We start from the raw sequence: 22,728 nt of genomic DNA, 5'->3' as shown, positions 1-22,728 counted from the left end.
CGCACTTGGCAGATTTTGATATCAACCGCGACGTGCGGCGCTATAGCCAGGTGTCCAGGGTCGTCGTGGTGAGGAAATGGTCCAGGTCGGCGCGCCAGGGGGCCGGGGTGGTCTTGTCCGGCTCGATGGCGGTGTACTGGCCCCGGTAGAACAGCAGCGGGCGGCCGTTCGAGGTCGCGGGGGTTTCCGACATGGCCAGGACACGGCCGATCACGATGAAATGGTCGCCGCCGTCGACCACGCTGTCCACCCGGCATTCGATGGTGGCCAGCGAGTTGTCGAGCCGGGGCAGGCCCAGTTCGGAGGTGTGCCAATCGGTTCCGCCGAACTTGTCCGGTTCGCGGGAGCCGAATTTCGCGCAGACCGGCTGCTGCTCCTCGGCCAGTACATTCACGCAGAAACGGCCGTTGGCCTCGATCGCGGCCCACGAGCGGGAACCTTTGGTCGGACAGAACAGCACCAGGGGCGGTTCCAGGGAGAGCGCGGCGAAGGACTGGCAGGCGAAACCGATGGGCACATCGCCGTCGGTGACCGTGGTGATCACCGTGATACCGGTGCAGAACTGCCCGAGGATATTGCGGAACTGCCGGGGATCGATGGGGGTCTGGTCCGCGGCCGCTTCGCCCGTGCTGTCCGCCGGATCCGCTGGTGCCGTCACGTTCATACCGTCCTCGCCTCGTTCCTGGAGCTGCCGGCGGACGGACCGCCGGATTCAGCCGGGCCCGGTGCGAGTATCGCACCGGGCCCGGCCGGAGATCACTTGAAACCCACCGAGAAATCGTGGCCCCACAGGCTCACCGCGGTGGATTCCCGGGCGGTCCAGCTGTGGTCGTCGACTTCCAGTCCCTCACAGCCGAATTCGATATCGAATCCGCCCGGAGTCTTCATGTAGAACGACAGCATCTTGTCGTTGATGTGCCGGCCCAGCGTGGCCGACATCTTCACCTTCTTGCGCAGGGCGCGATCCAGGCACAGGCCGACATCGTCGGAGTTCTCCACCTCGACCATGAGGTGGACGATGCCGGTCGGGTTGGGAAGCGGTAGGAAGGCCAGCGCGTGGTGGCGCGGGTTGCAGCCGTAGAACCGCAGCCAGGCCGGATCGCCGTCGGCCGGGCGGCCGACTATCTGCGGTGGCAACCGCATGGAGTCGCGCAGCCGGAATCCGAGTACGTCCTGGTAGAACGTCTGCGCCGCGGCATCGTCGTTACAGGTCAGGACGACATGCCCCAGCCCCTGCTCGGCGGTGACGAATTTGTGGCCGTAGGGGCTGACGAACCGGCGACCGAGGTACTGGGCGCCGTAGAACGCCTCGAGGGTGTTGTCGGAGGGATCGGAGAACCGGATCAGTCCCTCGACCCGGCGCTCGGTGAGCTCCTCCTTGGTGCCCTCCTCGAACGCGACGCCGTTCTTGTCCAGCGTCTCCCGGAGGCGTTGTAGCGCGGGGCCGTCGGTGACCTCCCAGCCCGAGACCAGCAACCGGTCCTTCTCTCCGGGCTCGATCACCAGACGGGCGGCGAAATCGTCCATGCGCAGGTAGAGCGCGTCGGGATTCGCTCCGTCACCCTCCATCATCCCGAGCACCTTCAAGCCGTACTCGCGCCAGGCCGCCATATCGGTGGCCTCGATACGCATGTACCCGAGTGCCTTGATACTCATTGTCATTTCTCCTTGACGCCGAGCAGGAAATCGGTGGCCAGCCGGTTGAACTCGGCGAACTTCTCCAGCTGCGCCCAGTGGCCACAGCCGCCGAAGACGTGCAGCTGGGCGCGGGGAATACTCTTGAGTGCCACCAGGGCGCCGTCGAGCGGGTTCACCCGGTCCTCGCGGCCCCAGATCAGCAGTACCGGCTGCCGCAGTCTGTACGCGTCCCGCCAGAGCATGCCCTTCTCGAAATCGGCGCTCGCGAAGGATTTACCCATGGCGCGGGTGGCGGCGAGCGCCTCGGGGGTGCTCGCGGAGGCGAACCGCTCGTCGATCAGTTCCGCGGTGACCAGGGACTGGTCGAACACCATGATCCGCAGGAACGCCTCGAGATTCTCCCGGGTCGGTTCGACATTGAACTTGCCCAGCAGTTTGACGCCCTCGGTGGGGTCGGCGGCGAAGAGGTTGGTGCTCAGCCCGCCCGGACCCATCAGGATCAGTTTTCCGGCGCGATCGGGGTAGTCGAGCGCGAACCGTACCGCCGCGCCGCCGCCGAGCGAGTTGCCCAGCAGGTGGACGCGGTCGGTGATCTCCAGGGTGTCGAGGAGATCTTTCAGCGCCGCGGAACTGTGCACGAAGTACTGCGGATGCTCGGTCGGTTTGTCGGACTGCCCGTACCCGGGCTGGTCGACCGCGATCACATGGAAGTCGCGGGCCAGCACCGGGATATTGCGGGAGAAGTTCGACCACGACGAAGCGCCCGGGCCGCCGCCGTGCAGCAGCACGATGGTGGGAACGTTACCGGCCCCGGCCTCGTGATAGTGCAGTTTCAGATCCGGACGAACCTGCGCGAACCGCGAAGTGGACTCGTAGGTGAGTTCGGCGGTCGAGGTCATCACACCATCCCGTCGGAAACCGGGAGCCCGAACTCGTGCGTGCCGTACATGACGTAGGCCCGCTCGGGATCGTTGGAGGCGTGCACGCGGCCGGCGTGCGCGTCGCGCCAGAACCGCTGTAGCGGGGTGCCGTTGACCAGGGCCGTGGCACCGGAGCTCTCGAAGAGTTTGTCGATCGAGGCGATAGCCCGGCCGGTCGCGCGGACCTGGTCACGCCGGGCGCGCACGCGCAGGTCGAACGGGATCTCCTTACCTTCGAGCAGCAGCGCGTATTCGTCGGCGACATTGCCGGCGAGCTGGCGCCAGGCGGCGTCGATATCGCTGGATGCCTCGGCGATCCGGACCTTGGTGAACGGATCCTCTTTGGCCTTCTCGCCGGCGTAGGCCGCGCGCAACCGTTTGCCCTGGTGCTCGACATGAGCCTCATAGGCGCCGTAGGCCATACCGACGATCGGCGCGGAGATGGTGGTGGGGTGGATGGTTCCCCACGGCATCTTGTAGACCGGATCGGTATTGCGTTCCAGACCGGGCGATTTCAGATCGTTCATGGTCTTGTAGCTGAGGAACCGGTGCGTGGGGACGAAAACGTCCTTCACCACGAGGGTGTTCGAACCGGTTCCGCGCAGGCCCACCACGTTCCAGACGTCATCGATCTCGTACTCCGAGCGCGGGATCAGGAAGCTGCCGAAATCCACCGGCTTGCCGTTCTTGATCACCGGTCCGCCGACGAAGGTCCAGTCGGCGTGGCCGGAACCCGAGGACCACGCCCACGAGCCGCTGACCCGGTAGCCGCCGTCGACCACGGTGCCGGCGCCCATCGGCGCGTAGGACGAAGAAATCCGCACATCGGTGTTCTCGCCCCACACCTCTTCCTGCGCGTCCTGGCCGAACAGTGCCAGATGCCAGTTGTGTACGCCGATGATCCCGGCGACCCAGCCGGTGGAGCCGCAGGCGCTGGCGATCTTGCGGACCGTGTCGTAGAAGACGACCGGGTCCGCTGCGTGCCCACCCCACTGCTTGGGTTGCAGCAGCCGGAAGAAGCCGGCTTCCTGCAGGTCCTTGATGGATTCCTCGGGGATCTGCCGAAGATCTTCCGCCTCTTGCGCGCGGGCGCGCAGTGTGGGCAATAGCGCTTCGACCCGCATCGTCACTTGTCGCGTCATCTCCGGCCCTGCTCCTGCCTGGTCGTTTTGCTAACCGGTAGTCATCTGCTCACCGCAGAAATTACTTCTGAGACTAGAACAGGTTCTTGTTCATGTCGAGAACCGGTGCCTGCGTGGTGCGAATATGCGACATGTGCTGGATGTGGCGCGAATCGCTGGCGTTCGGGACGTCAGTTTTGTAACGTGTTCTAGTACAGCAGGAGGAGGAATTGCGATGGCAGTAACCCCCCCGTCGTCGAGCGATGGGCCCGGAGGCGGCAGCGTGCGTAACCATGGAGGGATCCGCGTGGCGGCCGATTCGGCGCAGCGCGGCGGTTCGAGGGTGCGGGAGCTCGACGTCGGTTCGGCCCCCACCCGCTACGCGCGCGGATGGCATTGCCTGGGACTGGCGCAGAATTTCCGTGACGGCAAACCGCATTCGGTGCAGGCGTTCGGAACCAAACTGGTGGTGTGGGCCGACAGTGCCGACCAGTTGCACGTACTCGACGCGTACTGCCGCCATATGGGCGGCGACCTCAGCATGGGTGAGGTGAAGGGCGACGATATCGCCTGCCCGTTCCACGACTGGCGCTGGGGGGCCAACGGTAAGTGCACCTCGATTCCCTACGCCCGGCGGGTACCGCCGCTGGCTCGGACGCGGCGGTGGACCACCCTCGAACGTAACGGTCAGTTCTTCGTCTGGCACGACCACGAGGGCAACGAACCCCCGCCCGAGGTCACCATCCCGCATATCGAGGGCCCCTACACCGATGCCGACGGCAACCCGGTCGAGGAACTCGACAGCGGCTGGACCCAGTGGACCTGGAACAATTTGCTGATCGAGGGCGCGAACTGCCGCGAGATCATCGACAACGTGGTCGATATGGCCCATTTCTTCTACATCCACTTCGCCTTCCCCACCTACTTCAAGAACGTCTTCGAGGGGCATGTGGCCACTCAGTTCCTGGAGACCAAGGGGCGCCCGGATGTCGGTGCGGGGGCCAAGTACGCCGGTGAGCAGCTGTTGAAATCGGAGGCGTCCTACTTCGGACCCTCCTACATGATCAATCCGCTGATCAACAGCTACGGCGGCTACGAGATCAAGGTCCAGCTGATCAACTGCCACTATCCGGTGTCGCAGGATTCGTTCATGCTGCAGTGGGGTCTGACCGTCGAGAAGCCCAAGGGCCTCGACGACGTGACAGCGCAGAACCTCGCGCGGACCATGGCCGATTTCTTCGGCGACGGGTTCCTGCAGGACGTGGAGATCTGGAAGCACAAGTCCAAGGTCGAGAATCCGCTGCTCTGCGAGGAGGACGGCCCGGTCTACCAGCTGCGGCGCTGGTACGACCAGTTCTACGTCGATATCGCCGACGTCACCGAGAAGATGACCCAGCGGTTCGAATTCGAGGTCGACACCACCAAGGCCAACGAGGCCTGGGAGGCCGAGGTCGAAGAGAACCTGCGGCGCAAACGCGAACAAGAAGCGAACGCCGACCAAGCGGAGGCGGGAGTCTGATATGACCAGCTGGGCGAAAGCACCCGACTTCGCCGACCAGCCCGCCCGGCGGGCCGAGGTGCGGGCCCAGACGGTCGTGGACCAGGAACGATATCTGGAGGACGGCCTGACACCGCTGCGGTGTCAGGCCTGCCATACCGAGGTGCGGGTCCGCAAGAGCAGCTCCCGGCAGACCTCGGTGCAGTGGACCGAGAACCCGGCCACTCACTGCCCGGTTTTCGCCGAACTGAGTGCCAAGGGGTACGGGCCCGGCCGGCCGGAAACCTGCGAACGCTTGCAGAAGACCATCAAATGGGCCGTCGACGAGGGCGTGCTCGAGGTGCCGGAGTAAACCGGCTGTCGAACCCCGGCATCTAGCGGGTCGGCCGTTCACTCTGCGTTCCTGTGGTGGCGTCGGTTACTCGCTCGTGGGAGGTGCGGGGTGGGGGGCGTCTTCCTTGGGTTTGCGGCCGGGGCGGCGATGACGTGCGGCACGGGCACGGATCTCTTCGGTGGCTGCCCGGTAGGCGGGGGCGGCGTGGGTGAAGTAATCGAAGAGGACCTCACGTTGCTCCGGCGTGTAGCGGGCAAGGACCTCGGCGATCCGTCGGCGGGCGGGGCCGACCACGTCCTCGATATCGGGGAAGGTCGCTGCTGAAGCTACGACCATGACCCGTCGGCGGTCGGCCGGGTCCGTGGTGCGGCGGAGGTAGCCCGCCTTTTCGAGGCGGTCGATGAGTCGAGTCGTGGCCCCGGTGGTCAGACCGGCGCGGGCGGCCAGATCGCCCGCGGTGATGCTTCCCACCAGGCTGATCATGCTCACCGCGTACCACTCGGTGGGCTGGAGTCCGGCGGCTTCCGCGCCGGCCATGCCGTGCAGTCCCACCGCGTCGAGGTACTGGCGGAAGATCACGTGCGGGTCCGTGGGCGTCTCGTTTGCCATCGCTGCGGATTCCCCTTAAGCTAATGTCTGCACGAAAGCAGATATCGTTTTGAAGCAGATTGTGCTTCAGTGTAACGAACGGGGAGGACATGACCACCCAGGACGACAAGGCAGCGATCATCGCCGTAATGGCAGAGATGAGCAGCACATGGGCCCGTCACGACGCCGACGCATACGGGGCGCTGTTCACCCAGGACGCCACCTACGTCACTTTCGTCGGGACGTACTACAGCGGCAGGGCAGACATCGTGGAGTGCCACCGCGCGCTCTTCGCGAAGTTCCTGAAGAACACCGAACTCGCCGGTGAGATCACCGATATCCGCTTCTTCGGCCCGGACACCGCGGTGGTCACCGGCCGCGGCGACACCTACAAGGGCGCGACCGCGCCCAGGGTGTCGAAGCTGTCCAAGGTTCAGACGTGCACCTTCGTGCGCGAGGCGGACGGCCGATGGCGGGTCGCCGCCTTCCACAACACCCAACGCAAACCGCTGATGGAGGCCATCTCCTTCAAAACCGCCCCCGGCACGATCCCGGCCGCACAGAAATGACCCGTCCGCTCCTGCGCAACACCCCGCTTTACATACCGAAGGACCGACTCCCACTCGTGACCACCTCCAACCAGATCCCCGCACCCCGGGACGGGGCGAAAGTCCCGGGTCCCGAGCAGTCCCCCGCTCGCCCTCGCCGACGCCGGTGGTGGCGCGTGCTGGGCATCGTGGTACTCGTCCTCGCTGTCGCGGGCGGCGGCGGGTACCTGTGGCTCGAGGCCACCTCCGACGTGCACAACACTGGCCAGGCCGAGTGCACGAGCATCGCCCCGACCGGCTCCACCGGGCAGACCGAGCCAGGCGACCGCGACGCGGTGTGCGGTGTGATGGCCTCGCTGGTCGAGGCCTGGGACCGCAACGACGCCGACGCCTACGGCGCGTGGTTCACCGAGGATGCCACCTACACCACCTTCGCCGGCAGCCACTACGAAAGCCGCGCTGACATCGTCAACTCTCACCGGGCCCTCTTCGGCGGATTCCTGGAGGGCAGCAAACTGGCCGACTCCTTCCTCGGCATACGCTTCCTATCCCCCGACACCGTCGTCGTCACGGGCCGCGGCGATACCTACACCGGTGATGTGCCGGACGAGCTGTCCAAGGTCCAGACCTACACGCTCGTGCGCGAGGCAGACGGCCGATGGCGGGTCGCGGCATTCCATAACACCCAGCGCCGATCGGTGATGGAACGCATCTCGTTCATCCTCTCGCCGGACACCGAGCCGCAGGCCGAGAAGTGACTGTGCCGACAGCCGGGCGCACGGCCCTGGTGACCGGCGCGAGCGAGGGCATCGGCCGCGCGCTGGCCCGTGCGCTCGCCGCAGCCGGGTACACGGTCACCGGGGTCGCGCGCAACGAGGAGCGCCTGCGCACGGTCATCGACAGCCTGGGTCACGGCCATGCGGCTCTCGTCGCGGACCTGGCGAGCGAGGAGGGCCGCGAACGCGTGGTTCAGGCCATCCGGCAGGCCCCGTTCGATGTCCTGATCAACAACGCGGGCACCGCGACCACCGGACCGTTCGCCGAGATCCCGCTCGACAGCGCGACCATCATGATGAACCTCAACTGCCACGCACTGGTAGCCCTCGCCCACGCCTTCCTCGTAGGGGCCCGGCCCGGCGACGCGCTGATCAACGTCTCGTCGACTCTCGCGTTCGCCCCCATGCCGAACCTGAGCGTCTACTGCGCCACCAAGGCCTTCGTCACGTCACTGTCGGAGTCCTTGTGGCACGAGCACAAGTCCCAGGGCGTCTACGTCTTGGGCCTGTGCCCAGGGACGACCGCCACCCGATCGCAGCCGCACAACGACGACCTACCCGCCGGCCTGGTGCAGACCCCCGAACAGGTCGCCGCCACAGCTCTGACGGCCCTGCACCGCCGCAAACAACCCACCGTCATCTCCGGCAAGAAGAACACCTTGTTCGCCACGGCCGCCAGGGCCTTGCCGCGCCGGGCGGTCCTGCGTCTGCTCGCCACCCGCCCCACCAGGCAATACACCCGATGAACCGGCGTCGTTCCATATGATCCGCCGCGGTGTCTCCGAATGATCACCGTCGCCGGGCGGCCGGATCGGTCCGAGCTGCCACCGGATGAGTGCTGGCGGCCAACAGTCGCGGCAGCAGTCGGGCGGTACCGGTCTGCCGGGCGACCACATCCTTTGCCCCGCCCTTGCGTGTGACTGTGCCGCACCGGTTCGCCGTGTCCAGATCGCCGATATCGAGCAGTAGCAGCCCTTCGGTGCGGGCGGCGGGCGCCGACCGTCCGGTGGTGGCCGCTTACGGAGGACCCGGAAGCAGCCACCGCTATCGGTGAAACATTGCGGAGTTGTCCGCGTGGTCAGCGCCGGGAGCCGCGCTCGCGATACATCCGCCGCTGCTCCTTGGCGATACCCCGCCACACCTGGTTGCGCTCGGCCTGAAGCCGTTTGTCGGACCGCGCTTCCATCCAGGCATTCTCCTTACCCAGCTTGCGGTAGCTGCGCACCCGCCGTTCGGGTACCTCCCCGGATTCGACGGCCGCGCGGACCGCGCAACCCGGTTCGGCGTCGTGGGCGCAGTCGGCGAACCGGCAGTCCGCGGCGAGTTTCTCGATATCGCTGAAGGTCCGGCTGATGCCCTCGGCCGCATCCCACAGTCCGACACCCCGCAGCCCGGGGGTGTCGATGAGGGTGCCGCCGGTGGGGAGCGGCCGCAGTTCGCGGTGCACCGTGGTGTGCCGCCCCTTCTTGTCGGTCGCGCGCACGGTGTCGGTGGCGAAGACCTCCGCGGCGAGCAGTGCGTTGGCAAGTGTGGATTTACCCGCGCCGGAGGGCCCGAGCAGTGCCACCGTCCCGTCCAGCATCGCCACCAGCACATCGAGCCCGGACCCGGCGGTCGCGCTGACCGCCAGCACCGATGCGCCCGGCGCCACGGCGCGGACCTCGTCGAGCGGTAGATCCTCGGCGGTATCGGCTTTGGTGAGCACGACCACGGGCTGGGCGCCGCTCTCCCAGACCAGGGCGAGCATCCGTTCGATCCGCCCGAGATCCACGTCGCCGTCGGCGGGCGCGCAGATCAGCACGGTATCGACATTGGCGGCCAGCACCTGGCCCTCCGACCGCCCGGACGCGACGGAACGGGTGATGGCGGTGCGGCGTGGCAACTGGGCGCGGACGTGCGAGCGAGCGTCCAGGCTCACCCAATCGCCGGTGCACAGTCCGCTCACCGGTGAGTCCGCGCGTGGGCAGGTGGCCCGGGCGGGGCCGGTGGGTGTCATCACATCGCATTCGCCGCGATCCATCCGGACGATGCGCGCGGGTACGCAATCGGCGTCGAGGAGGGGCAGATACTGCGCGGCTACGGCTTCAGTCCAGCCGAAAGGGACGAGCGGGTCGAAGTCGACCATGAGGGAAGGAATCCTTCGTCGGGCGCCGAGCCCGACCGGGCTCAGCGAGTGGAGTTCGAGAGGGAGAACGACGGGGCGGTCCGGACCGCAACGGTCCGCCGCACGACAATCCGGGCGACTGTCACGTTCTCCACCTCCTTCACGACTCGCTGTTGTCGGCCACTCTGGCACGGCGTCCCGCCGCCGCGCAATTGTTTTTCGCGGCGGGTGACCGGCGCCCACCCCCGGCCGCCGTGCACGCAGCGGGCGCGATATCGAGTCCTGCGCGTTTCACCAGGGGAACGGGCCGTTCATTTCTGGACCGACGGCCGCCGTGGGGTGCCGAAGAGTTCGGCGTCGCCGTGGGCGCGTTTGAAGTACAGGTGCGCGTCGTGTTCCCAGGTGATGGCGATACCGCCGTGCAGCTGAACGGTTTCCGCGGCGATCACGGAGAACGATTCGGAGCACTGGCGGCGGGCGACCCAAACGTCCTCGGCCGCCGACGCCGAATTCTCGGCCACCGCGAAAGTGGCGGCCAAGGACGCGGATTTCGCCGACTCGGCGAGCACATACATATCGGCCATCCGGTGTTTGAGGGCCTGGAAGCTCCCGATGGCCCGGCCGAACTGTACGCGCGACTTCGTGTACTCGACCGTGGCTTCCAGGCAGTACTCGGCGGCACCGACCTGCTCGGCGGCGATCGTGGCCCACGCGATTCGGTGCAGGCGTTCGATGATCGGACCCGGTTCCGCATCCCCCAGGCGGCGGGCCGGAGTCGCGGTGAAGGAGATCTCGGACAGCGCGCGGGAGGGGTCCATGGCGGCGACCCGGCGCCGCTCGACACCGGCGGCGGCCGGGTCCACCTCGAAGAGCCCGGTTCCGGTCACCACGATCAACGTATCGGCGATAGTGCCGTCGAGGACGTAGTGCGCCGTTCCGTCGAGGGTGTCGCCGTCGGCCCGCACCCCGAAATCGTCCCAGCCCCGGGCCGAGGCCCAGCAGACAGCGAGGGTGCTGCGGCCTTCGGCGACGCCGGGCAGCAGTCGCGCGCAGGCCTCCTCGTCACCGGAGAGCAACACCGCCTGCACACCGAGTACCGCGGATCCGAGCATCGGCACATCAGTAAGGGTCCGGCCCAGTTCGCCGACCACCAGCAGGGATTCGGCCAGCCCCGCACCGAATCCGCCGAACTCCTCCGGAACCGCCAGCGCGGCCACCCCGACCTGTTCGCACAGCTGCGCCCACAGTTGCGGGTCGTAGCCCAGATCGGTGTCCATGGCCTTGCGGACACCGGCGCGGGCGTCCCGTTTGGCCAGCAGCCCTCGGACCGCCGTCACCAGCTCCTGCTGTTCCTCGCTGATCATCTCTTCTCCCGTGTGTTTCGGACGGACACCGGCAGCGCATCCGTCCGCATTCGCCGCTGCCTGCTGGTTCCGGTCAGGTGAGCGCGCCGGAGTGATCCACCGCGGTCCCGGCGCGCAGGGCGTCGGCCACCCGGCCGCGATGCAGATCCGGGGTGCCCCAGGCATTGCGTAGGGCGGTGACCCGGGTCAGCCACAGCGACAGGTCGTATTCGGCGGTGTAGCCGATGGCGCCGTGCACCTGCAGGGCACTTCGCGCCGCCCGGTAGGCGGCGTCGGCGCAGGCCACGGCCGCGGCGGAGGTATCGCGGGCCCGGTTGGGGGTCGCGGTGGTCAGCGCGGCCCGGTACAGCAGAGGCTCGGCCAGGTCGAGGCCGATGAAGACATCCGCGAGTTTCTGCTTGAGGGCCTGGAACTCACCGATCGGGCGACCGAACTGTTTGCGCTGCTGCACATAGTCGGTGGACGCGTCGAGCAGGGCCTTGCCCGCGCCGAGCAATTGCGCGGCGTTGGCCAGGACCCCGGCATCGAAACCGGCCGCCGCGGCCGCGGCCACCTGCGGACCCTCGGCCACGAGTTCATCGGCCTCGACCACGAACAGGCGGCGCGCCGGGTCCACCGAGCGAAGCGGTTCGCCGACCCGGCCGGTGCTCATCCGGTCGCCGTCGACCACCAGCACGAGATCGACCCGGTCCGCGTCGACGGCCACCGCGCGGCCACCACGGCCGGCGAAGGCCGCGGTGGCCGACAGTGTGCCCTCGGAGATTCCCGGCAACCAGCGCCGGGCCGGTTCCGGGTCGGTGGTCGCCGGCGATTGCAGCAGCGCGGGGACGACGGCGGCCGATTCCACCAGCGGTCCGGGTGCCGCGGCCCGGCCGATCTCGACGAAGGCGACGAGCTGATCGAGCGGTTCGGCGTCGAGGCCGCCGAATTCCTCGCTGATGGTCAATCCGAACGTCCCGGCGGCGGCCAGCTGTTCGATCAGTGTGCGGCCGGGCGCCGGATCATCGGCGCTCCACGCCCGCACCGCGGCGGTCGTGGAGCCGGATTCGAAGAGTTTGCGGATACTGGCACCGAAGTCCAGATGTTCCGGGCTGAGCGCGAATTTCACCGGCTGCTTCCCCTCGGTAGGCCGAGGAGCCGCTCGGCGATGATGTTGCGTTGGATCTCGTTGGTGCCGGCGTAGATCGGGCCGGACAGCGAGAACAGGTAGCCGTCGGTCCAGCGACTCTCCTGCTCGGCCTCGGCGCCCAGCAGGTCCAGCGCGGTCTCGTGCATGGCGATATCGAGCTCGGACCAGAACACCTTGGTGATCGATGATTCGGCGCCCAGCTTGCCGCCCTCGTTCAATCGCGTGACGGTACCGAAAGTGTGCAACCGGTAGGCCTCGCTGCCGATCCAGGCATCCACCACCGCGTCGCGGGCGGCGGTGCCGGTATCGCCGCGTTCGGTCCACAATTCGATCAGCCGCTGCGCGGTCGCGCTGAACCGGCCGGGGCTGCGCAGCGAGAGACCGCGCTCGTTGCTCGAAGTACTCATCGCGACCCGCCAGCCCTCGTTGGGCGCGCCGATCACATCGCCGTCGGGGACGAAGACATCGTCGAGGAAGATCTCCGCGAAACCCGGTTCGCCGTCGAGTTGGGGGATCGGGCGCACGGTGACGCCGTCGGCGGTGAGCGGGAACATCAGATAGGTGAGGCCACGGTGCCGCTCGGCGGCGGGGTCGCTGCGGAACAGACCGAAGGCCCAGTCGGCGAACGCGGCCCGCGAACTCCAGGTCTTCTGACCGCTCAGCACCCAGCCGCCGTCGGTGCGCCGGGCGGTGGACCGGATACCGGCCAGGTCGCTGCCGGCCTCCGGCTCCGACCAGGCCTGGGCCCAGATATCGTCGCCGCGCGCCATCCGCGGCATGATCCGTTCCAGCTGTTCCGGCGTGCCGTGTTCGAACAGGGTGGGGGCCAGCAGGAAGATACCGTTCTGGCTCACCCGCCCGGGCGCGCCCGCCGCGTAGTACTCCTGCTCGAACAGCACCCATTCCAGCAGTGAGGCGTCGCGACCGCCGAACTCACGCGGCCACGACACCACCGACAACCGGGCGTCGGCCAGGGTGTTCTCCCAGGCGCGGTGGGCTTCGAATCCGGCTGCGGTATCCATCGACGGCAGCGGTTCCGCGGGAACGCATCCGGCCAGGAATTCGCGGACTTCCCGCTGGAATTCCCGAGTGCCTTCGTCGAGATCGAGGTCCATTCAGTCTTTCCCGTCCGTCTTCTCCGCGTCGGCCGAACTCGCCTGCGCTTTCATCGATTTGGCGTTCATCCCGCCCAGGGAATCGGCTCCGACCTCGGCATTGTGCGCGTGCGCGAAATGGTGGAGTCCGAATACCGAATCCATACCGGCACGCATACCCATGAGGTCCTCGGACTGGTTGACCGCTTTCTTCGTCAACGCCAGCCCGAACTGCGGCATCGCGGAGATCTTCTCGGCCAGCGCCATGGTCTCCGATTCCAGTTCGGCGCGCGGCACGACCCGGTTGACCATTCCCCATTCCTTGGCCTGGGCGGCCCCGAAACGGTCACCTGTGAACAGGAACTCCTTGGCGGCACGGGGACCCATGACCCACGGGTGGGCGAAATATTCGACGCCCGGAATTCCCATACGCACGACGGGATCGGAGAAGAACGCGTCGTCGGAGGCGATGATCATATCGCAGACCCAGGCCAGCATGAGCCCGCCGGCGATACAGGCGCCCTGCACCATGGCGATGGTCGGCTTGGGGATCTCCCGCCAGCGGCGGCACATCCCCAGATACACCTCCATCTCGCGGGAGAACCGCTGGTCACCGCCGGGGCGATCCACATGGTCCCACCACAGCGCGGCCTTGTTCGGGTACTTCACGTGGTGGTCGCGACCGGGGGTGCCCAGATCGTGGCCGGCGCTGAAATGTTTCCCGTTCCCGGCCAGCACGATGACCTTGGCCTCGGGGTCCTCCACCGCCCGCTCGAACGCGGCGTCGATGGCGTAGGTCATCACGGAGTTCTGCGCATTGCGGTAATCCGGCCGGTTCAAGGTGACCACGGCGATCGCGCCGCGGCGTTCGTAGGTCACCACATCCGGCTCGTAGGGGATGCTCCCGGTGGTGCCACCGGCCCCGTTTTCCGTCATTACGAATTCTCCTCACGTAGCTGGCGTTTGAGCACCTTGCCGCTGGCGTTGTAGGGCAATTCGGCGCGGAATTCGACGAATCGCGGCACCTTGAAATTGGCCAGCGCCTTGGTGGCGTAGGAGAACACCTGGTCCTCGGTGAGCGCGGCGCCCGGTTTCCGGACGATGAAGGCCTTGCCCACCTCGCCCATCCGGTTGTCGGGCACGCCGACCACCGCGGATACGGCGACTCCGTCCAGTCGGGCCAGTGCCTGTTCTATCTCGGCGGGATACACATTGAAGCCGCCGCTGACGTACATATCCTTGAGGCGGTCGGTGATCTTCAGATATCCGCGATCATCGACCACACCGATATCGCCGGTGTGCAGCCAGCCGTCCGCGTCCACGGTTCTGGCGGTGCTCTCCGGGTCGTCCAGGTAGCCGAGCATCGTATTGGGGCCGCGCAGCAGCACCTCACCCGCGTCGCTGAGTTTCAGCTCGAACCCGGCCATGGGCCGGCCGCTGGTGGCGGAGATGGTCTCGGCGTCGTCCTCGACTCGGCACATGGTGGCGAAACCGCTGGATTCGGAGAGCCCGTACGCGGTGAGGACAATATCGAAATCCAGTTCCGACCGCATTCGTTCCACCAGGACGACCGGTACCGGCGCGGCCCCGGTGATCGCCACCCGCAGGCTGTCGAGCCGGTACTCGCCGCGGTCCGGGAAGTCCAGGATCGACTGGTAGATGGTGGGCGGGCCGGGCAGGACGGTGATCTTCTCCTGACCGATGAGCCGCATGGTGGTCGGTACGTCGAAGACGATCTGCGGCACCATGGTCGCCCCGGTGAGCAGGCAGGCCACGATCCCGGCCTTGTAACCGAAGCTGTGGAAGAACGGGTTGACGATCAGATAGTTGTCATCACTGTTCAGAGTCGCGCATTCGGTCCAGCCACGGACCGCGGACAGGGTCTGCCGGTGCGCGATCAGCACACCTTTGCTGCGACCGGTGGTGCCCGAGGTGAACAGAATGTCGGACAGGTCCTCGGGGCTGATCGATTCGGCGCGTTCGCGGGCCCGGTCGCGGCTCACTCCGGCGCCGGCCTCGGCCAGCGCCGACCAGTTCAGCGCGCCCTCCACCGGTTCCTCGACGCCTTCGACCGGCAGCACGACGACGGTGTCGATCCGCAGGTCCGGCGCGGTCGCGCGCAACTCGGCGAGCCGGTCGCGTTTCAGGAAAGTGCCGGCGATGAAGAGGGTCTTGGCATCGACCCGCCGCAGGACATCGGCCACCTCGTCGGCGACGTAGCGGGTGTTGAGGGGGACCAGCGTCGCGCCGGCGTAGTGCGCCCCCAGGGCGGCGATCACCCAGTGATGGGTATTGGGCGACCAGATACCCACGCGGTCGCCGGTGCGGATACCGCGGGCGAGCAGCGCGCGTGCCACGTCCTGCACCTGTTCGAGCAGTTGGGTCCAGTCGAGCCGGACGGGGCCGTCGGCCAGCGCGGGCGCCGCGCCGTAGGTCCGGGCGGCGGTGTGCAGGGCCAGTGGTGTGGTCCGGTCCGTCGGTGGTGTGTGCGCGGGGGATGTCACGGGTGTCCTCGATGTCGTGCGGCCGTGGGCGGTGCGCGGTCTGCGAGTTGCGGTCTACAAAGCAAGTGCTTGGTAGGTTATCCTACGAACGTGGGTGCTATCCAGACCTCAGAATCCGGTACCGGTCGCGACGGCGGACGGCTTTCGGCCGAACACGCCGCCGGAGCGCGGCCGACGGCCGAGCGGACCAGCGTGGCCGCCCTGAACGACGGCGAATTCGCCGATCAGGTGCGGAGCTGGCTCGACGAGCAGCTCAGCGGTGAATTCCGGGAACTGCGCGGGCTGGGCGGGCCCGGTCGCGAACACGAGGCCTTCGACGAACGCCTGGAATGGGACCGTGTGCTGGCCGCCGCGGGCTGGACCTGCCTGGGCTGGCCGGTCGAGTACGGCGGTCGCGCGGCCGGTGTCGCGCAGCAGATCATCTTCCATGAGGAGTACGCCAGGGCGAACGCGCCCGCGCGGGTCTCCCATGTGGGCGAGGAACTGCTCGGCCCGACCCTGCTGGCCTTCGGCACCGACGCCCAGCGTGACCGCTTCCTGCCGGGGATCCGGACCGTCACCGAGCTCTGGTGCCAGGGGTACTCCGAACCGGGCGCCGGCTCCGATCTCGCCGCGGTCTCCACTTCGGCACGGCTCGACGGTGACCAGTGGTCGATCAACGGGCAGAAGATCTGGACATCCCTGGCGCATGTGGCCGACTGGTGCTTCGCGGTCTGCCGCACCGAACCGGGCTCGAAACGTCATAAAGGTCTTTCGTATCTGCTGGTGCCGATGGATCAGCCCGGTATCGAGGTCCGGCCGATCGTGCAGCTCACGGGCACCTCCGAATTCAACGAGGTGTTCTTCGACAACGCGCGCACCGACGCCGATCTGGTCGTCGGCGAACCGGGGGACGGGTGGCGCGTCGCGATGGGCACCCTCAACGTCGAACGCGGTATCTCCACGCTCGGCCAGCAGATCCGTTTCGCCCGGGAACTCGCGGCGATCGAGGAGTTGGCCCGCGAATCCGGTGCCCTCGACGATCCGCTGCTCGCGGACAAGATGGATCGCGCCTGGGTGGGGCTGCGGGTACTGCGTGCTCACGCACTGCGCACCATGGCCGAGACCGCGGACGACGGCGGTCAGGCCTCGGTGGGCAAACTGCTGTGGGCAAATTGGCATCGCGGGCTCGGCGAACTCGCCATGGCGGTGCGCGGTGCGGCGGGGCTCGTCGCCGCGGACGGTGATCTCGACGAATGGCAGCGGCTGTATCTGTTCACCCGCGCCGACACGATCTACGGAGGTTCGAACGAAGTGCAGCGCAACATCATCTCCGAGCGGGTGCTCGGTCTGCCCCGTGAGGCCCGGCAGTGAGCGGGCCGCTGTCGGTCGCGCCCCAGCAGACTCCGGCACATGGGCTGCTCACCGGCCGCCGGGCCGTGGTCACCGCGGCCGCCGGTACCGGGATCGGGTCCGCGACGGCTCGCCGGCTGCTCGCCGAGGGCGCCGATGTGGTGGTCTCGGACTGGCACGAACGCCGGTTGGAGGCCACCCGGGCCGAATTGTCCGAGGAATTCGCCGACCGCTCGGTCGCCGCGATCGTCTGCGATGTGACCAGCACCGAGCAGGTCGACGAACTGGTGCGCGGCTCGGCCGCTGCGCTGGGCGGAGTCGATATATTCGTCAACAACGCGGGTCTCGGTGGTGAGACGCCGGTGGTCGAGATGACCGACGAACAGTGGGACCGCGTTCTCGACATCACCCTCAACGGCACCTTCCGCTGCACCCGGGCCGCGCTCAACTACTTCCGGAACGCGAAACACGGCGGCGTGATCGTCAACAACGCGAGTGTGCTGGGCTGGCGGGCCCAGTACGGTCAGGCGCACTATGCCGCCGCCAAGGCCGGGGTGATGGCGCTGACCAGGTGCAGCGCGGTCGAGGCGGCCGAATTCGGGGTCCGGATCAACGCGGTGTCGCCGAGCATCGCCCGGCACGCCTTCCTGGACAAGTCCAGCTCCACCGAACTGCTCGACCGGCTCTCCGAGCGTGAGGCTTTCGGCCGGGCCGCCGAACCGTGGGAGGTCGCGGCCACCATCGCGATGCTCGCCAGCGACTACACCACCTACCTCACCGGTGAGGTGGTATCCATCAGCAGCCAGCGCGCCTGACTGCACCGGCCCGGCCGGTCGTCGACCCGGGTGCGGTGCGAGTGCGAATCACGCAGGGTTCGAGCCGCGGCGAGCGGATCACACGCGGGTCAGGGCGAAGATTCGTAGTTCGCGGTCGGTGCGTTGCCGGTAGGCGGCGTAGGCGCCGGTGATCTCGACGAACCGCTCGAAAATCGATTCCGCGGCCGCGCCTTCGACCCGGGCGGCGGTGACCGGAATCCGCTTGCCCGCAATCGATACGATCGCGTTCGGATCGGCGAGGAGGTTCGCCGTCCAAGCGGGATGGTGGGCGCCACCGAAATTGCTGCCGATGACATAGAGGGTGGCGCCGTCGTGCACGCACAGCAGCGGCTGGGTGCGCTGCTGTCCTGACCTGCGGCCCGTGGTGGTCAACAGGATCACCGGGGCCCCGATCGGTCCGAGCACCGTGTAACGGGCATCGGTGCGCTCCAGCACCCGGCGATCCAGCGGGGTCAGGGCACGGATCACCTTGGAGCCGATCCGCGTACCTGCGAACCTGTTCGCCAGACGGGCCGGCGGGCTCTCCGGAGAACCCCACTGTCGTTGCGGGAACGGCGTCGTCATGGCCGGAATATACCGGCGCGGCCGTGGCGGCCGAGGAATGCGCGGAAATTCTGCCTGTGGCGGAACCGGTGCCGTATCAGTCGCGTCCAAAAGATCGGAAGCAGTGCGGAGTTCGGACTTCTTCCGAGATGTGGGCCCGAGGGGTCCGGCTCCGACAGGAGGGGGGAGCCGGAAACCTCGGGCCTGCTTCGTCTGCCCACCGGGCATGGACCAAGCAAATGCTTGGTTGTATCATGGCGAGGTGACCGCACCCGACCCCTCGAAATCGGCCCGGCGAACCGAACTACTCGACTTGGCGGCCGACCTGTTCGCCGAACGGGGCGTGCGCGCCACCACAGTGCGTGATATCGCTGATGCGGCGGGCATCCTCTCCGGCAGCCTGTACCACCATTTCTCCTCGAAAGAGGGGATGGTGGACGAGATCCTGCGCGGTTTCCTGGACGAACTGTTCGGACGCTACCGCGAGATCGTCGCCGCCGGGCTCAATTCGCGTGCCACGCTGGAGGCTCTGGTGCTGGCCTCCTACGAGGCGTTCGACCGATCCCACGCCGCCGTCGCCATCTACCAGTCCGAGGCCAAACGCCTGCGGGCCGCCGAGCGATTCGCCTACATAGACGACTACAACCGCGAATTCCGGGAGCTCTGGCGCCGCGTGCTGACCAGCGGTGTAGCCGACGGCAGCTTCCGTCCCGAACTCGATATCGATCTGGCCTACCGCTTCCTGCGCGACACCGTCTGGGTGGCCGTGCGCTGGTACCAGCCGGGCGGCGGATCGATCACCGTCGACACGCTCGCCAAGCAGTACCTCACCATCGTGCTCGACGGTCTCACCGTGCCGGGCCACACCGATTAGGAGAAATCCATGGCAACAGCTGCCCGCCGCCCCTATACCCCGCTGAGCGAGGCGTATGTGATCGATGCGGTGCGCACCCCGGTCGGTAAGCGAAACGGTGCACTCGCGGAGGTCCATCCGGCCGATCTCGGTGCGGCCGCGCTACAGGGCCTGCTCGGACGCAATTCGATCGATCCGGCGCGGGTCGACGATGTGATCGTCGGCTGTGTCGACAATGTCGGCCCCCAAGCCGGCAATATCGGCCGCACCATCTGGCTGGCCGCCGGATACCCGGAAGAGGTCCCGGGTGTGACCGTGGACCGGCAGTGCGGGTCCAGCCAGCAGGCCATCAACTTCGGTGCCCAGGCGATCATGAGCGGTACCGCCGAGGTGATCGTGGCCGGCGGTGTGCAGAACATGAGTGCCATCCCGATCTCCGCGGCCATGATCGCGGGCAAAGAGTACGGCTTCGATTCGCCGTTCGTCGGTGCCGAGGGCTGGGACCACCGCTACGGCACCGGTGAGGTGTCGCAGTTCCGCGGTGCGCAGATGATCGCCGAGAAGTGGGGGATCACCCGCGAGGATATGGAGCAGTGGGCGTTGCGCAGCCACGAACGGGCCCGCGCGGCCATCAAGGCCGGTCGATTCGACAAGGAGATCGTGCCGGTGGGCGATTTCTGGATCGATCAGGGGCCGCGCGAGACCAGCCTGGAGAAGATGGCCTCGCTGCCCGCTCTGGAAGAGGGCAGCCCGTTGACCGCGGCGGTCGCCTCGCAGATCTCCGACGGCGCCAGCGCGACCCTGCTCGCCTCGGACTGGGCGGTGCAGGAATACGGTCTGACCCCGCGCGCCCGCATCATCCATGTCAGCGCCCGTGGCGCCGATCCGCTGTACATGCTCACCGCGCCCATCCCGGCCACCAAGTGGGCGCTGGAGAAGGCCGGTCTGACCATCGACGATATCGACGTCGTGGAGATCAACGAGGCCTTCGCCCCCGTGGTGCTGGCCTGGTTGAAGGAAACCGGCGCCGATCCGGAGAAGGTGAACGTGAACGGCGGTGCGATCGCCCTGGGCCATCCGCTCGGCGCGACCGGCGCGAAACTCTTCGCGACGCTGCTCAACGAACTGGAGCGGATCAACGGCCGCTACGGCCTGCTCACCATCTGCGAAGGTGGCGGCACCGCCAACGCCACCATCATCGAGCGCTGTGTTTGATTTGCGCCCCCGCCGGCGCCGCGGAGTCGCGGCTCCCTGAAGTCCGGCCGCCGCGCCCTCGGGTTTCGCGCTTCGTGGGCGCAGCGGCGGGACGGGCCTCAGTCCGGTGCTGGGCTCGTGTTTCGCAGCCGCGCGCTAGTTGCACAACTTTGTTTGCATAAATTACTTTGCAAAGACTATTTTGTAACTATGCCCGAGGAGATACCACCCAGAGAGATCGCCGATCCGGCCGCGCTACGCGCGCTGGCGCACCCCCTACGTCAGCGCATCCTGCGCGCACTCGCCGAGAACGGCCCGGCGACGTCCACCGCGCTCGGCGCGCTGCTGGGCGAGAACACTGGAGCGACCAGCTACCACCTGCGACAGCTCGCCGAACACGGGTTCATCGAGGAGGCGCCGGAGCTGGCGAAGGGGAAGGAGCGGTGGTGGCGTTCGCCGGCCAAGGATCTGCGGTACCGGATGGACCGCGAACAGTCACCGGAGGTGCGCGAACTACTGGAAGGACTGTTCGCGCAGCACCTCGCCGAGGACATCGAGATGTTCCAGCGATTCGAGGCCGAACGCGCCGGGCTGGGTGAGTGGGCGGACATCATGCCCTTCTCGCGTGGCGCGATCTATGCGACGCCGGCGGAAATCGAGGAATTCTTCGAGGACTACCTGACGCTGCTCAAGCGTTTTCAAGCGACCCATCAGCAGGACCGGCCCGGCACCCGTCGCGTGCTGACTCGCTTTCTCGCCTTCCCCGCGCCCGGCGCGACCTCGGCCGAGTAGGACCACAATGCTCTCGACAGTTCGACGTATCGCAGTGTTCGCCATCATGATCGCCGCTGTGTGCTGCGGGATGCCCCGCGCGCACGCGCACGAACACACCACCGTGGATATCACCTTCACTCGTGGTGACGGCACCACGACGACCGGCACTGTCCACGCGCCGGTCGCCGCCACCGGACGACCCGGGGTCGTGCTCGTCCACGGGTCGGGCGACGGCCGGGGCGCTCAATACGACCGGGTCGCCGCTGCCTTCGCCCGCGCGGGCATCGTCGCGCTGCGCTATGACAAGCGCACCGAGGGGTATACCCCGGCGCACCGCGACTATTCGCTGCTGGCCGATGACGCGCTGGCAGGTCTCGCCGCATTGCGGAACCGGCCGGAAGTCGATCCTGCCCGGGTAGGCCTGTGGGGGTTGTCCGAGGGTGGATGGGTCGCACCGCTGGCCGCCTCGCGGTCCACCGACGCCGCTTTCCTGATCACGATCGGCGCGAACTCGGTCGCGCCGGCCGCACAGCAGGCGTGGGCGAACGAGACGAGGTTCGGTGCGGCGGGAGTGCGTGGATCGATGGTCGACGTGCTGGCGCGCAATGGGATTCGGCAGCTGGTCGGGGCCGGGCAGTTCGCACAGGCCGACTACGACCCGATTCCGGTACTGGAACAGATCGCGCAGCCGGTGCTCGCCATCTGGGGCGATCAGGATCGGCTGACCCCGCCGGGTGACAGCCTGCGGGGTTTCCAGGCCGCGTTCGACCGGGCCGGGAAGACGAACTACACGCTGGTCACGCTGCCCGGCGCCCAGCACGGCGGGCAGCCGACCACCGACGGCTTCGACAAGCTGCCCGGCCTGGCGCCGGGCTACGGCGAACTCATGGGTGAGTGGGTGAACGGGCTGCCCGGTTCGGCTGCCGCGCCGCAGGTGGATCGACCCGCGGTGCAGGGGCATCCGGTGCGCGATCTCGAGCCGTTGGCCTGGTGGGAGTCGGCCGCGGCGAACCTGGTGCTGCTGGGTGCGATCGTGCTCGCGTTCAGTGGCTATGCGCTGACCGGCACAGTGCGGGCCTGGCGGCTGCCGGATCGGCGGCCCGCGCGAATACTCGTGTCCGCGGCGGTGATCGGTATCGTCGGCGCTGTCGTCCAACTCGGCTATATCCTCACGACCCGCGCCACATCCTTCGGCCCCTTGCTGTTCGGACGCACCCTGCCGTGGCTGGCGTTGCAGATGGTCGCCGTATGCGCGGTGCTCGCGCTGGGCTTCGTCGTCGTGCGGGGACGCCGCACGCTGGCCGGGGCGCCCAGAGGCGCACGTATCCGATGGGCGGTAATGGCCGGCGGCGGAACAGGCTTCGCGCTCTGGGCGATCTACTGGGGCCTGCTGCTTCCGTGAACCCCTCCGATCGCCACCGCCTTACCGCAAGACCCTGTGCGCTACCTGCCGAGTACAGCAAAGTGCCAATCTGGCCGGCAGCGTCGGGTTACAGGTCCGGGTACGGCCGGAACACCTGGTCGACCCGTAACCAGGTGTCCGAGAAGAACTCGCAGCCGATTTCCCCGCGGGGAACC

Annotated in this window: 23 protein-coding genes; 11 read left to right on the top strand and 12 right to left on the bottom strand. The window is 67.6% G+C overall.

Translation table 11 applies throughout. The features are described from left to right. Window positions 1-40: 40 nt before the first annotated feature. The 4 genes from hsaB to hsaA form a co-directional block, all read right to left on the bottom strand. The gene (gene hsaB, locus IEY68_RS20535) at window positions 41-664 is read right to left on the bottom strand and encodes a 3-hydroxy-9,10-secoandrosta-1,3,5(10)-triene-9,17-dione monooxygenase reductase subunit (protein WP_058853301.1); all 624 of its coding nucleotides are present in this window, start codon (window positions 662-664) and stop codon (window positions 41-43) included. Between the two features lie 92 nt (window positions 665-756). After that, complete coding sequence (gene hsaC, locus IEY68_RS20530; RefSeq protein WP_058853300.1) at window positions 757-1,656, bottom strand: iron-dependent extradiol dioxygenase HsaC; 900 nt, start codon at window positions 1,654-1,656, stop codon at window positions 757-759. Window positions 1,657-1,658: 2 nt separating this feature from the next. Further along, on the bottom strand, window positions 1,659-2,537 hold the full coding sequence (hsaD, locus tag IEY68_RS20525; RefSeq protein WP_058853299.1) for a 4,5:9,10-diseco-3-hydroxy-5,9,17-trioxoandrosta-1(10),2-diene-4-oate hydrolase: 879 nt from the start codon (window positions 2,535-2,537) through the stop codon (window positions 1,659-1,661). Beyond that, complete coding sequence (hsaA, locus tag IEY68_RS20520) at window positions 2,537-3,700, bottom strand: 3-hydroxy-9,10-secoandrosta-1,3,5(10)-triene-9,17-dione monooxygenase oxygenase subunit (RefSeq protein ID WP_058853298.1); 1,164 nt, start codon at window positions 3,698-3,700, stop codon at window positions 2,537-2,539. Before hsaA ends, hsaD begins: the two co-directional genes overlap by 1 nt. A gap of 214 nt (window positions 3,701-3,914) precedes the next feature. Between hsaA and IEY68_RS20515 the strand changes: the two genes are divergently transcribed. Continuing rightward, window positions 3,915-5,198, top strand: coding sequence for a 3-ketosteroid-9-alpha-monooxygenase, oxygenase component (locus tag IEY68_RS20515; protein WP_189094402.1), 1,284 nt, complete (start codon window positions 3,915-3,917; stop codon window positions 5,196-5,198). A 1-nt stretch (window position 5,199) separates the two neighbouring features. Beyond that, the gene (locus IEY68_RS20510; protein ID WP_058853297.1) at window positions 5,200-5,529 is read left to right on the top strand and encodes a hypothetical protein; all 330 of its coding nucleotides are present in this window, start codon (window positions 5,200-5,202) and stop codon (window positions 5,527-5,529) included. A 66-nt stretch (window positions 5,530-5,595) separates the two neighbouring features. Here the strand turns inward: IEY68_RS20510 and IEY68_RS20505 are convergent, their stop codons facing one another. Continuing rightward, window positions 5,596-6,120 (bottom strand): MarR family winged helix-turn-helix transcriptional regulator, encoded by a 525-nt coding sequence (locus IEY68_RS20505; protein WP_058853296.1) that lies wholly within the window; start codon window positions 6,118-6,120, stop codon window positions 5,596-5,598. Between the two features lie 89 nt (window positions 6,121-6,209). Between IEY68_RS20505 and IEY68_RS20500 the strand changes: the two genes are divergently transcribed. The 3 genes from IEY68_RS20500 to IEY68_RS20490 are packed head-to-tail and all read left to right on the top strand — an operon-like array spanning window position 6,210 to window position 8,169. Continuing rightward, window positions 6,210-6,668: an SgcJ/EcaC family oxidoreductase gene (locus IEY68_RS20500; protein WP_058853295.1), complete on the top strand. Its 459-nt coding sequence runs from the start codon at window positions 6,210-6,212 to the stop codon at window positions 6,666-6,668. A 56-nt stretch (window positions 6,669-6,724) separates the two neighbouring features. Next, a complete protein-coding gene (locus IEY68_RS20495) occupies window positions 6,725-7,405 on the top strand; it encodes an SgcJ/EcaC family oxidoreductase (protein ID WP_229718883.1) in 681 nt (226 codons plus the stop codon). 2 nt (window positions 7,406-7,407) lie between these two features. After that, complete coding sequence (locus tag IEY68_RS20490) at window positions 7,408-8,169, top strand: SDR family NAD(P)-dependent oxidoreductase (RefSeq protein WP_058853294.1); 762 nt, start codon at window positions 7,408-7,410, stop codon at window positions 8,167-8,169. Between the two features lie 332 nt (window positions 8,170-8,501). Here IEY68_RS20490 and rsgA read toward each other — a convergent pair whose 3' ends face one another. The 6 genes from rsgA to IEY68_RS20460 all read right to left on the bottom strand — a co-directional run bounded on the left by rsgA (window position 8,502) and on the right by IEY68_RS20460 (window position 15,618). After that, complete coding sequence (rsgA, locus tag IEY68_RS20485; RefSeq protein ID WP_058853293.1) at window positions 8,502-9,548, bottom strand: ribosome small subunit-dependent GTPase A; 1,047 nt, start codon at window positions 9,546-9,548, stop codon at window positions 8,502-8,504. Between the two features lie 290 nt (window positions 9,549-9,838). After that, window positions 9,839-10,891 carry an acyl-CoA dehydrogenase family protein gene (locus IEY68_RS20480; RefSeq protein ID WP_058853292.1) on the bottom strand — a complete coding sequence of 351 codons (1,053 nt, stop codon included), beginning with the start codon at window positions 10,889-10,891 and terminating at the stop codon, window positions 9,839-9,841. A 73-nt stretch (window positions 10,892-10,964) separates the two neighbouring features. Beyond that, the gene (locus IEY68_RS20475; protein WP_058853291.1) at window positions 10,965-11,999 is read right to left on the bottom strand and encodes an acyl-CoA dehydrogenase family protein; all 1,035 of its coding nucleotides are present in this window, start codon (window positions 11,997-11,999) and stop codon (window positions 10,965-10,967) included. Continuing rightward, a complete protein-coding gene (locus tag IEY68_RS20470; protein WP_058853290.1) occupies window positions 11,996-13,135 on the bottom strand; it encodes an acyl-CoA dehydrogenase family protein in 1,140 nt (379 codons plus the stop codon). The genes IEY68_RS20475 and IEY68_RS20470 overlap by 4 nt, the downstream gene beginning before the upstream one ends. Beyond that, on the bottom strand, window positions 13,136-14,050 hold the full coding sequence (locus tag IEY68_RS20465; protein ID WP_058853289.1) for an enoyl-CoA hydratase: 915 nt from the start codon (window positions 14,048-14,050) through the stop codon (window positions 13,136-13,138). Then, the gene (locus tag IEY68_RS20460; RefSeq protein WP_058853288.1) at window positions 14,050-15,618 is read right to left on the bottom strand and encodes a FadD3 family acyl-CoA ligase; all 1,569 of its coding nucleotides are present in this window, start codon (window positions 15,616-15,618) and stop codon (window positions 14,050-14,052) included. Before IEY68_RS20460 ends, IEY68_RS20465 begins: the two co-directional genes overlap by 1 nt. A gap of 201 nt (window positions 15,619-15,819) precedes the next feature. Between IEY68_RS20460 and IEY68_RS20455 the strand changes: the two genes are divergently transcribed. Together IEY68_RS20455 and IEY68_RS20450 are read left to right on the top strand one after the other, a co-directional pair. After that, window positions 15,820-16,971, top strand: coding sequence for an acyl-CoA dehydrogenase family protein (locus IEY68_RS20455; protein ID WP_267886551.1), 1,152 nt, complete (start codon window positions 15,820-15,822; stop codon window positions 16,969-16,971). Continuing rightward, window positions 16,968-17,765 (top strand): SDR family oxidoreductase, encoded by a 798-nt coding sequence (locus tag IEY68_RS20450; RefSeq protein ID WP_058853287.1) that lies wholly within the window; start codon window positions 16,968-16,970, stop codon window positions 17,763-17,765. Before IEY68_RS20455 ends, IEY68_RS20450 begins: the two co-directional genes overlap by 4 nt. A 78-nt stretch (window positions 17,766-17,843) precedes the next feature. Here the strand turns inward: IEY68_RS20450 and IEY68_RS20445 are convergent, their stop codons facing one another. Further along, window positions 17,844-18,350, bottom strand: a complete 507-nt coding sequence (locus tag IEY68_RS20445; protein WP_058853286.1) for a nitroreductase/quinone reductase family protein — start codon at window positions 18,348-18,350, stop codon at window positions 17,844-17,846. 205 nt (window positions 18,351-18,555) lie between these two features. Here IEY68_RS20445 and IEY68_RS20440 point away from each other — a divergent pair, with 205 nt between their 5' ends. From IEY68_RS20440 to IEY68_RS20425, 4 genes are all read left to right on the top strand, one after another. Next, window positions 18,556-19,203 carry a TetR/AcrR family transcriptional regulator gene (locus IEY68_RS20440; protein ID WP_156426022.1) on the top strand — a complete coding sequence of 216 codons (648 nt, stop codon included), beginning with the start codon at window positions 18,556-18,558 and terminating at the stop codon, window positions 19,201-19,203. Between the two features lie 42 nt (window positions 19,204-19,245). Beyond that, on the top strand, window positions 19,246-20,397 hold the full coding sequence (locus IEY68_RS20435) for an acetyl-CoA C-acetyltransferase (RefSeq protein WP_058853442.1): 1,152 nt from the start codon (window positions 19,246-19,248) through the stop codon (window positions 20,395-20,397). 189 nt (window positions 20,398-20,586) lie between these two features. Beyond that, entirely contained in the window at window positions 20,587-21,168 is a 582-nt protein-coding gene (locus tag IEY68_RS20430) for an ArsR/SmtB family transcription factor (RefSeq protein WP_058853285.1), read from the top strand. Window positions 21,169-21,175: 7 nt separating this feature from the next. Continuing rightward, a complete protein-coding gene (locus IEY68_RS20425; protein ID WP_156426021.1) occupies window positions 21,176-22,552 on the top strand; it encodes an alpha/beta hydrolase family protein in 1,377 nt (458 codons plus the stop codon). Window positions 22,553-22,728 lie beyond the last annotated feature (176 nt).

Origin of the sequence: Nocardia jinanensis (assembly GCF_014645735.1) — a bacterium.
Classification (GTDB): Bacteria; Actinomycetota; Actinomycetes; order Mycobacteriales; family Mycobacteriaceae; genus Nocardia; species Nocardia jinanensis.
The sequence above is the reverse complement of the archived record's forward strand: the minus strand, read 5'-3'. Positions and strand labels throughout refer to the sequence as shown.

Excerpts from the sequence above, each read along its gene's own strand:
- hsaC (WP_058853300.1), bottom strand. The coding sequence starts at position 1,656 with ATGAGTATCAAGGCACTCGGGTACATGCGTATCGAGGCCACCGATATG.
- IEY68_RS20480 (WP_058853292.1), bottom strand. The coding sequence starts at position 10,891 with ATGATCAGCGAGGAACAGCAGGAGCTGGTGACGGCGGTCCGAGGGCTG.
- IEY68_RS20510 (WP_058853297.1), top strand. The coding sequence starts at position 5,200 with ATGACCAGCTGGGCGAAAGCACCCGACTTCGCCGACCAGCCCGCCCGG.
- IEY68_RS20515 (WP_189094402.1), top strand. The coding sequence starts at position 3,915 with ATGGCAGTAACCCCCCCGTCGTCGAGCGATGGGCCCGGAGGCGGCAGC.
- IEY68_RS20430 (WP_058853285.1), top strand. The coding sequence starts at position 20,587 with ATGCCCGAGGAGATACCACCCAGAGAGATCGCCGATCCGGCCGCGCTA.
- hsaB (WP_058853301.1), bottom strand. The coding sequence starts at position 664 with ATGAACGTGACGGCACCAGCGGATCCGGCGGACAGCACGGGCGAAGCG.
- IEY68_RS20425 (WP_156426021.1), top strand. The coding sequence starts at position 21,176 with ATGCTCTCGACAGTTCGACGTATCGCAGTGTTCGCCATCATGATCGCC.
- IEY68_RS20465 (WP_058853289.1), bottom strand. The coding sequence starts at position 14,050 with ATGACGGAAAACGGGGCCGGTGGCACCACCGGGAGCATCCCCTACGAG.
- hsaD (WP_058853299.1), bottom strand. The coding sequence starts at position 2,537 with ATGACCTCGACCGCCGAACTCACCTACGAGTCCACTTCGCGGTTCGCG.
- hsaA (WP_058853298.1), bottom strand. The coding sequence starts at position 3,700 with ATGACGCGACAAGTGACGATGCGGGTCGAAGCGCTATTGCCCACACTG.
- IEY68_RS20500 (WP_058853295.1), top strand. The coding sequence starts at position 6,210 with ATGACCACCCAGGACGACAAGGCAGCGATCATCGCCGTAATGGCAGAG.
- rsgA (WP_058853293.1), bottom strand. The coding sequence starts at position 9,548 with ATGGTCGACTTCGACCCGCTCGTCCCTTTCGGCTGGACTGAAGCCGTA.
- IEY68_RS20470 (WP_058853290.1), bottom strand. The coding sequence starts at position 13,135 with ATGGACCTCGATCTCGACGAAGGCACTCGGGAATTCCAGCGGGAAGTC.
- IEY68_RS20505 (WP_058853296.1), bottom strand. The coding sequence starts at position 6,120 with ATGGCAAACGAGACGCCCACGGACCCGCACGTGATCTTCCGCCAGTAC.
- IEY68_RS20445 (WP_058853286.1), bottom strand. The coding sequence starts at position 18,350 with ATGACGACGCCGTTCCCGCAACGACAGTGGGGTTCTCCGGAGAGCCCG.
- IEY68_RS20440 (WP_156426022.1), top strand. The coding sequence starts at position 18,556 with ATGGACCAAGCAAATGCTTGGTTGTATCATGGCGAGGTGACCGCACCC.